The organism is Erythrobacter donghaensis (assembly GCF_001557325.1).
GTDB classification, from domain to species: Bacteria; Pseudomonadota; Alphaproteobacteria; order Sphingomonadales; family Sphingomonadaceae; genus Erythrobacter; species Erythrobacter donghaensis_B.
In genome coordinates, this window is the sequence record NZ_LSJS01000057.1 from 1 (window position 1) to 2,482 (window position 2,482).

1 protein-coding gene and 1 pseudogene are annotated in these 2,482 nt (G+C 70.6%); both read right to left on the reverse strand.

All coding sequences use genetic code 11. The features are described 5' to 3' along the window. The coding region (locus AX692_RS02360) for an NAD(P)/FAD-dependent oxidoreductase (RefSeq protein ID WP_073977552.1) at positions 1 to 1,207 on the reverse strand (1,207 nt) is incomplete at its 3' end. Positions 1,208 to 1,338: 131 nt separating this feature from the next. Next, a pseudogene (locus tag AX692_RS02365) lies at positions 1,339 to 2,482 on the reverse strand (NAD-glutamate dehydrogenase domain-containing protein); the annotation flags it as partial.

Below are 2,482 nucleotides of genomic sequence, written 5' to 3' on the forward strand. Positions count from 1 at the left end.
CGATCCGGCCGCAACCGCTCTCGAGCAGCTTTCGCGCCTGAACGTAATCCTTCATCGTCCCCACGCAGTCGAAGGCGATCGGCACGCCGTTCCTGAGGTACACCACGGTGAACTTGCGGCTCTCCGGATCGCCGCGCAGGATCGTCTGGTCGTATCCGAGGCTCAGCCCTGCGGTCTGGAGCTTCAGGTCATACTGGTTCGACCAGAACCACGGCAGCGCGTTGTAGGCCTCCTTCTCGCCCATGATCGCGCGGGCGACCGTGTTCGCCATGTCATGCGCGTTCTGGACCGATTCGAGCCGGATCACCGCGTTGCCCGCATAGGGATTGGCGTGCGCCGCGCAGTCGCCGATGGCATAGACATCGTCGAGGGTGGTGCGGCAGCAGAAGTCGACATCGACCCCGTTCGAGCCCGCCGCGCCGGCCGCGATCAGCGGCGCGACGGCAGGCACGATGCCGATGCCGACGATGACCATGTCGCAGGGCACCTCCTCGCCGGTGTCGAGGCGCACGCCGGTGACGCGCCCCGCGGCCTCGCCCAGCACCGAATGCACGCCGGTGGAGAGGCGGATGTCCACCCCCTGCCGACGGTGCTCGGCGGCGTAAAAGTCGGACAAGGCCTCGCCCGCCACCCGCGCCAGCAGGCGGGGGAGCATCTCGACCAGCACCACCTCGCAGCCAAGCTTGCGCAGCACCGCCGCCGCCTCGAGCCCGATATAGCCGCCGCCGATCACCACCGCGCGCCGCGCGCCATCGGCCAGTGCCTGCATCATCGCATCGGCATCGCGCTTGTCGCGGACGTAGAACACGCCGGGCAGCACCGCGCCCGGCACCGGCAGCCGCCGGGGATCGCCGCCGCCCGACCAGATCAGCTTGCGATAGGTGACCCTGGCGCCGTCCGAGAGCGTCAGCGTCCGCCGCGCCGGGTCGATCGCGGTCACCGCCGCGCCGAGCCGGAGGTCGATATTCTTCTCCGCCCAGAACTTCTCGGGCCGGATCATGATCCGCTCGAAGCCCTTGTCGCCCGCGAGATATTCCTTCGAGAGCGGCGGGCGTTCATAGGGCGGCGCGTCGTCGCGGCCGATCATCACGATCGAGCCCTCGTGCCCGTGCTGGCGCAAGGCGATCGCCGCCTGCGCGCCGCCGTGCCCGGTGCCGACGATCACGACGTCCCCATGGACGACAGCCTGCTGGTTGGTGGATGTCATTGCGCCGCTATGCCCTTCCGCTGACCCTGGCGAATTGACTTGCCGCAATTCCGGCGGGGGTCAACCTGCTGGTGCGAGAGCGAGTGAGGCTGCGATCGGCACACCCCCTCCCTGGAGGGGGGCCTTTTCGTTCACCGCTCCAGCAGGTTCCTCGCCTGACTGGCGATCTGCGCCAGCATCGCCGCGCCCACCGGCGGGCGGGCCTGGGCGCGGGCGACGAGCTTGCGGAACTGGGCGACGCCCTGGCTGTTGCGCGCCGTCCATTCGGCCACCGCAGCGCGCGGGTCGGCCTTGCCGCCGCCCGCCCGCATCAGCCGCCGCAGGAACTCGATCCGCATCTGCTGGAAATCGCGCGCGAGGCCCGAGATCAGCAGCCGCTCCCACACGTCCGAGGGGCTCATGTGCGCCGCCGTGCCCTGCGCCCAGTCGAGGCCCAGCGCGGTGCCGATGTCGGTGAAGGCGTGGGTCAAGAGGCGCGGCTCGATCCCGCCGCTGCGCGCGGCCTGTGCGAGGCCCACCGCCCCGTCGAAATCGAACAGGCAGGTGACGCGCTGCGCCAGCCCCTCGGGCGCGCCGACGCCGACGAAGCCGTCGCGCAGCGCCTTCGAGCGGGCGCGGGGCTCCTCGGTGAGCAGCTCCTCGCGGCCTGCGACCAGCGCGGTCACACCCTCGGAGAGCGTCGCGATCATCGTGCCCGCGGCGACCTTGCCCGCGGCGGTGCGCAGCACGTCGCTCATGAGGTTGCCGACCGCCGCCGCCAGCCGGTCGAACAGCGCGAGGCGGGCGGTCTCGGGCATGGCGGCGCTCTCGAGATCGCGCCACAGCGCTTCCAGCCCGAACAGGTTCTCGGTGACGACGAAAGCCGCGGCAACCTCGGCAAGGCCGACGCCTTCCTCCTCGGCGAGTTCGAAGGGATGGACCATGCCGAGCCGGTTGACGATGCGGTTGGAGAGGCTCGTCGCGATCATCTCGCGCCGCAGCCGGTGGCCCTTGATCTCGGCGGCAAAGGTCTTGCGCATCGCCGCCGGGAAGCGCGCGAGCAGCAGCGGTTCGAGTACCGGATCGACAGGCAGGTCGCTCGCCTCGATTGCCGCCTGCAATGCAAGCTTGCCGGAGGACAGCAGCACCGCGAGTTCGGGCCGGGTCAGCCCCTGGCCTTCGGCGGCGCGGCGCACCAGCACCTCGCCCTCGGCCAGCCCTTCGGTGCGGCGGTCGAAATCGCTCACCTCTTCGAGGCGTTCGATCAGGCGCACATAGGCGGGAATCGCGCCCGCC